Raw genomic sequence first — 6,000 nt, forward strand, 5'->3', positions numbered from 1 at the left:
GTACCGCGGGGCCAAGGCCCCGCCCCCCAAGGAGACAATCCATGCATGCTCTGGCAAATCCGGTCACGGACCGGTTCGATGACCTGTATCTGTTTATCGACGGCGAATGGGTGGAGGCGGGCAACCGCGACACCTCGGCCGTGATCAATCCGGCCAATGGCTGCGTGGTGGGCCGCGTGCCCCATGCCACGCATGACGATGTAGAACGGGCGCTGGCCGCCACGCAGCGCGCCTTTAAACTGTGGAGCGGCACCCCCGCCTATGACCGCGCCAAGGTGCTCAAGCGCGCCGCCGAACTGATCCGCCAGCGCGCGACCCACATCGAATGGCTGATGACCACCGAACAGGGCAAGGCACTGAGCGAGGCCAAATATGAAGTGGCCAGCGCCGCCGACTATTTCGAGTGGTTCGCCGAACAGGGCAAGCGCGCCTATGGCCGCGTGGTCCCCTCGCGCCGGCCCGAAGTGCAGCAGATCGTAAAGCGCCAGCCGATCGGCCCGGTCGCCGCCTTCACCCCCTGGAATTTCCCGGCCATCACCCCGGCACGCAAGCTGGCCGCGGCTCTGGCGGCGGGGTGCTCGGTCATCATCAAGCCGGGCGAGGAATGCCCCGCCACGGCTCTCGCCATCGGCCGAGCATTGGAAGATGCAGGCTTGCCCAAGGGCGTGGTGCAGATCCTCTTTGGCGTGCCGGCCGATATCAGCGCGCATCTGATCGCCTCCCCCATCATCCGCAAGGTGACCTTTACCGGTTCGGTGCCCGTTGGCCGCTTGCTGGCAGCCCAAGCAGCGCAGGGGGTGAAGCCCATCACGCTGGAACTGGGCGGGCACGGGCCGGTGCTGGTCTTCAACGATGCCGATCTGGATGCGGCGGCACGGCTGGGCGCGGCCAACCGCTTCCGCGGCACAGGGCAAATCTGCATCTCTTCCACGCGCTTTCTGGTCCAGAGCGAAAGCCTTGACACTTTCACTGAGAAATTCGTGGCGGCAACGCAGGCGCTCAAGGTCGGCAGTGGGCATGACCCGGCCACGCAGGTCGGCCCGCTCTCCAATCCGAGGCAGGTCGAGAAAACCCAGTCGCTGATCGACGATGCCGTGGCGCGCGGCGCTCGCATCCTGACCGGCGGCAAGCCCATCCCCGGCCCCGGCTTCTTCTTCGAGCCCACCGTTCTGACCGATGTGCCACTGGATGCCCGCGTGATGCAGGAAGAGCCCTTCGGCCCAATCGCCATCATCCGTCCGTTCGACACCTTTGAAAATGGCATGAAGGAGGCCAATCGCCTCCCTTATGCTCTGGGCGGCTATGTCTTCACGCAGGACGCCAGGACCGCAATCCGCGCCGGGGACGAACTGGAAGCCGGGATGATCGGCATCAACCACTTCAGCATGATCGTTTCCGAACTGCCCTTCGGCGGTTTCAAGGAAAGCGGCTACGGCTCGGAAGGCGGCGAGGAAGGCATCGACAATTACCTCGTGACCAAATTCATCAGCCAGATCTGACACGATTTTCCAGGAGATACCCCATGTCCGCCATCGATTTCACCAGCCCGCGCGAGGCTGCCCGCGCCTTCACCCCTTTGTTGACGCAATTCGTCGAACAGCCGCTGTATTCCCAGGTGTGGAATGATCCCACGCTTTCGACGCGGGATCGCAGTCTTGCCACCGTTGCCGCACTCATCACGCTTCACGCCGAGCATGAGCTTCCCGCCCACCTCAAGCGCGCTGTTGAAAATGGCGTGACCAAAGAGGAACTGGGGGCGCTCATCACGCACTTGTCGTTCTACGCCGGTTTTCCGGCTGCCATCACGGCCTCGGCCATCGCCGCCGCCACGCTTGGCGCCCAGCAGGGAGAGGTCCAGTGAAAGCCATCCAGTTCGACGCTTTCGGCGATGCCGATGTACTGCAGATCCGCGAGGTGCCCGATCCTGCGCTGCGCCCCACCGATCTGCTGGTCAAAGTGGCAGCCGCGGGGATCAACCGAGCCGACCTCAGCTTTCGCACCGGCTTTTATGGCTGGGCCGATTTCGGGGACTCGCCCCTGATTGGCCTTGAAATGGCCGGTGAGGTTGTGGCCGTGGGCCGCGATGTGCCCGGCTACAAGGTGGGTGACCGGGTCATGGGCATCACGGGCGGCGGCGCTTATGCGCAACTGGCGCGCATCGATTACCGCATGGCGCTGCCCGTGCCCAACAATCTGGATCTGGTCGAGGCGGCAGGCATCATGGAGGTCTTCGTTACCGCCCATGAGGCGCTGATGCATCTGGCGCAGTTGCGACCTGGCGAGTGGGCGCTCATCCATGCGGCTTCGGGCGGGGTTGGCTCGGCTGCCGTGCAATTGGCCAAGGCGCGCGGGGGTCAGGTGATTTTCACTGCGCCGGGCGACCGGATCGACAAGGTGAAAGCTATCGGCGGCGATGTCGGCGTGGATTACAAGACCCAGGATTTTGCCCAGATCGTGGCCGAAGCCACGCAAGGGCGCGGGGTGGATGTGATCGTCGATTTCATCGGCGCGCCCAATCTGGAGCGCAATATCCGCTCGATGAATTATGGTGGACGCTTGGTTCAGGTGGGCATCATGGGCGGCGTAGCGGATGCAAAACTGCCGCTTGATCTCCTGCTCTACCGGCATCTGCGCATCATCGGCACAGTGATGAAGTCGCGCGATCAGGCGGTGAAACATGCCATGGTCCAACGCTTTGGCGAGGCATGGCTGGGGCATTTCGCCGATGGTTCAATCCGCCCCGTGATCGACAGCAGCTTCTCTCTCGAGCAGGCTCCCGAAGCCCATCGCCGGATGGAAACCGGCGCCAGCTTCGGCAAGATCATTCTACGGATGTCGTGACTTGATGACGGCAGAAGGGGACCGGTGTTCGCTGCGCCGGTCCCGAGTCCTCCTTCGCCCGTTTGCATTGCGATGGCTATAGATGCCGTCAGCGCGTAGGAGCCCGGCTAGGGGTTTCGCGTAGCCATCCGGTGAAGGCCGCTATCGGAGGCGTGCTGTCGATCTGCGTTGCAGGGGGAACTGACATCCTCACTTGAGGAGGTGCGAGGCGATGTCAGTTCCGAGCAATGATGAGGCTATCGTTGCCCCCTTAATGTCAGCGCCGGCATTAAGCGCTTTGCTGACCGCATCAATATCCGCGCTGCTGCTTACAATGAGCTTGAATATCTCATGATCCATTCGGCCATGTGCGCAGTGGCGCCGAGCCAATTTCAAACCGCCAATATATTCGGGCTGCCGTTTCAAATCTGCTATCAGGATTGAACCGTCCGATCTTATCACATTGATTTGATGAACAAAATGTCTGACGCCTAACTTCTCCAAAACCGCGCGACTGAAGGCAAGCGGCAGCAATGCGACCAATCGCAGGGCCTCTCCTTCAGAAAAGCCCTGCCGGCGAAGACCTTCAACTTTACGTTCGTCCGAATACTCCCAGTCCCTCGCAATCGCAGTCGCTCCCTGGATCAGAAGCGCTTCGGACATATCCGTTCTTTGCCATGGCAGTCTCATGGGGATGGAACATATCGCCCGATCGTAATGACTACAATGTTGTCGACCAGAGCGGCAGTTTCACAGCTATAGAAGTGCAGTCCGACATCAAGTCTATCGAGGTTGCCAATTCCAGGGCAGCAGATCGCCGAGCCTGCTAACCGGACATTCTGCAATCCGGCTCAGCACATCGGCGAGCCACGCCTGCGGATCGACATCGTTGAGCCGACAAGTCTGGATCAGTGAATAAACGATAGCAATACGTTGTCCGCCGCGATCCGAACCGCAGAACAGCCATGCCTTCCTGCCCAAGGGCACACAGCGCAACGCCCGTTCGGCGGCGTTGTTGGTCAGGCAAACGCGGCCATCGGTGAGGAACCGGGTGAAGGCATCCCAGCGCCGCAGCATGTAGTTGATCGCCTTGGCCAGATCATGATGGCGCGAAAGCTTTGCCAATTGCTCCGTTAGCCAGGTGTGCAGTTCGTCTATCAGCGGCTTGCTCAGTTCCCGGCGAACGGCAAGGCGCTCCTCGGGCGTCTTGCCGTTGATGCTCCGCTCGATCTCGAACAGCGCGTCGAGCCGTTGCACCGCCTCCAGCGCGATCGGGTAGATCTGGCCGGTCTTCTCGCCACGACTTTTCTTGCGCGCCGTACCTTCCACATCAGCCAGCTCGAAGAATTTGCGCCGGGCGTGCGCAAAGCAACCCGCCTCAAGGATCAGGCCCGCCTGGCGGTCGGCTGCATACAGCTCATTATAGCCGGCAAAGGCATCGGCCTGCAGAATGCCTGACCAGGTCGCCAGATGTGCCTGAGGATGCTCGCCACGCCGATCGCGCGAATAGCGGAACACCACGGCCGGGGGATCAGCACCGCCAAACGGGCGATCATCGCGCACATAGTTCCATAGTCGGCCGGTATCGGTCTTGCCCTTGGCTATGACCGGCACAGTGGTGTCGTCGCCATGCAGGCGCTCGGCGGCAAAGACGTGCGCCTCGATCAGCTTGAAGATCGGCATCAACGCGAAACATGCCGCACCAACCTGATCGGCCAGCGTTGATACGCTGAGCGGCACGCCTTCACGCGCGAAGCGCTCGGCCTGCCGGTTGAGAGGCTGGTGCTGGCCATACTTCTCGAACAGCACCATGGCTAGAAAGCTGGGCCCGGCCACGCGGCACCACATGGAATGATGCGGGCGGCTGTGTGATGGCCTTGCAATCCCGGCACGAGAATTTCTCCCGTACCGTCTGGATGACCTTCCACGACCGCGGGATCACTTCCAACGTCTCGGTCACATCTTCGCCCAGCTTTGACAACCAGCCGCCGCCGCATGCCGGGCATGTGCATGGTGCCGGAACGACGACACGCTCGAGCGGCAGATGTTCGGGGAACGGCTTGCGCGAAGGGCGCTTGCGGTCGAAGGCAGAGACCGAAGTCGCCTTTTCTGCCGTGGCTACCGCGATCAGCATGTCCTCGGCTGCGTCGGCTTCCAGGTCGCCGAGTTGCAGTTCCATCTGGTCAAGCAGCCGCCGCGTGCGTTCGGCGCTGGGGCCATATTGCTCGCGCCGCAGCTTGGCGATCTGCAACTTGAGGTGCGCGATCACCGCTTCGGTGGCGCTGGCCCGGGATTGCGCATTGGCGAGACGCGCCTCAGCATCGGCGGCACGCTGGGTGGCAAGATCGGCCTTGTGCGTTGCACCATACCATCCTTGGCCGATGGCCAGATGAAGCGACCTTTCTCCAATCGCTTGGCATAGAGCGACATGCCGACGCCATCGTGCCAGATGATTTTGACCAGCGCGCCAGCGCGTCCGGGGAACACGAAAAGGTCACCGCCATGGGGATTGCGCTGGAGGCCTTGCTGCACCAGCAACGCGAGGCCCTGCATGCCTTTGCGCATGTCCGTGTGCCCCATCGCAATCCACACCCGCGCCGTCGATGGGATCACCGCAGCGCCTTCAACGTTGCTTCGACCAGCGCCGCCGCCGCACACGGGAAGACCGTCATGCGCATCTTGTTGCCCAGTTCCACCACGACGGCGGGCGACGGTTCCGAAATCGGAACATCGACGTTGTCAGCATCGACCACAGCCTCAGCGAACTGCGGCCCTGCGATCTGTTGGCGCAACTTGTGCCGCCAGGTATAGATCCGTGCCGTCGAAATATCGTGCCGACGGGCAACGTCAGCAACGCAAGCCCCTGGCGCTGCGGCCTCCGCCAAAATCCGCAGCCGTTCCTCGTCGATCCATCGCCGACGACGCTCTGGCTCGTGCATAACCGTAATCTGCCGCATCAACCGCTCCTGAGTGCGCTCTCAAGAGCGTCCTTAAGAGCGCTCGCTCAGCTCCGGACAAGGCGGGTCATGCCGGATGGATACGTCCTCCAAAAACGGCAGTTTTCCGAGAGAAATGTGAGTGTTTTCGTAAGCGATGTGCTCAGGCCACGGCGGTCCAGGGCATGAGCTCTCCGACGGCGTTGGCTGGATGTCCGTTGGCGAGTTTGGCGAGGGTCTCTGC

Annotated in this window: 6 protein-coding genes and 1 pseudogene; 3 read left to right on the forward strand and 4 right to left on the reverse strand. The window is 62.1% G+C overall.

Going from position 1 to position 6,000, the window contains the following annotated elements; all coding sequences use genetic code 11:
* The first annotated feature begins 41 nt into the window (after window positions 1-41).
* The 3 genes from FHW94_RS18475 to FHW94_RS18485 are packed head-to-tail and all read left to right on the forward strand — an operon-like array spanning window position 42 to window position 2,841.
* Complete coding sequence (locus tag FHW94_RS18475; protein ID WP_168557277.1) at window positions 42-1,499, forward strand: NAD-dependent succinate-semialdehyde dehydrogenase; 1,458 nt, start codon at window positions 42-44, stop codon at window positions 1,497-1,499.
* Window positions 1,500-1,522: 23 nt separating this feature from the next.
* On the forward strand, window positions 1,523-1,861 hold the full coding sequence (locus FHW94_RS18480; protein ID WP_168557278.1) for a carboxymuconolactone decarboxylase family protein: 339 nt from the start codon (window positions 1,523-1,525) through the stop codon (window positions 1,859-1,861).
* A complete protein-coding gene (locus FHW94_RS18485; RefSeq protein WP_168557279.1) occupies window positions 1,858-2,841 on the forward strand; it encodes an NAD(P)H-quinone oxidoreductase in 984 nt (327 codons plus the stop codon). The genes FHW94_RS18480 and FHW94_RS18485 overlap by 4 nt, the downstream gene beginning before the upstream one ends.
* Before the next feature lie 189 nt (window positions 2,842-3,030).
* Here the strand turns inward: FHW94_RS18485 and FHW94_RS18490 are convergent, their stop codons facing one another.
* From FHW94_RS18490 to FHW94_RS18505, 4 genes and pseudogenes are all read right to left on the reverse strand, one after another.
* Entirely contained in the window at window positions 3,031-3,483 is a 453-nt protein-coding gene (locus tag FHW94_RS18490; RefSeq protein WP_168557280.1) for a hypothetical protein, read from the reverse strand.
* Between the two features lie 120 nt (window positions 3,484-3,603).
* A pseudogene (locus FHW94_RS18495) lies at window positions 3,604-5,152 on the reverse strand (IS66 family transposase); the annotation flags it as partial.
* Window positions 5,086-5,385 carry an IS66 family insertion sequence element accessory protein TnpB gene (gene tnpB, locus FHW94_RS23405; RefSeq protein WP_246866245.1) on the reverse strand — a complete coding sequence of 100 codons (300 nt, stop codon included), beginning with the start codon at window positions 5,383-5,385 and terminating at the stop codon, window positions 5,086-5,088. The pseudogene FHW94_RS18495 and the gene tnpB, both read right to left, overlap by 67 nt.
* A 44-nt stretch (window positions 5,386-5,429) precedes the next feature.
* Complete coding sequence (locus FHW94_RS18505) at window positions 5,430-5,777, reverse strand: transposase (RefSeq protein WP_168557281.1); 348 nt, start codon at window positions 5,775-5,777, stop codon at window positions 5,430-5,432.
* Window positions 5,778-6,000 lie beyond the last annotated feature (223 nt).

Origin of the sequence: Novosphingobium sp. SG720, from assembly GCF_012275365.1 — a bacterium.
In the GTDB taxonomy this organism is placed as follows: Bacteria; Pseudomonadota; Alphaproteobacteria; order Sphingomonadales; family Sphingomonadaceae; genus Novosphingobium; species Novosphingobium rhizosphaerae.

Coding starts and splice junctions, on each gene's coding strand:
- FHW94_RS18475 (WP_168557277.1), top strand. CDS start 42: ATGCATGCTCTGGCAAATCCGGTCACGGACCGGTTCGATGACCTGTAT.
- FHW94_RS18480 (WP_168557278.1), top strand. CDS start 1,523: ATGTCCGCCATCGATTTCACCAGCCCGCGCGAGGCTGCCCGCGCCTTC.
- FHW94_RS18490 (WP_168557280.1), bottom strand. CDS start 3,483: ATGTCCGAAGCGCTTCTGATCCAGGGAGCGACTGCGATTGCGAGGGAC.
- tnpB (WP_246866245.1), bottom strand. CDS start 5,385: ATGCGCAAAGGCATGCAGGGCCTCGCGTTGCTGGTGCAGCAAGGCCTC.
- FHW94_RS18505 (WP_168557281.1), bottom strand. CDS start 5,777: ATGCGGCAGATTACGGTTATGCACGAGCCAGAGCGTCGTCGGCGATGG.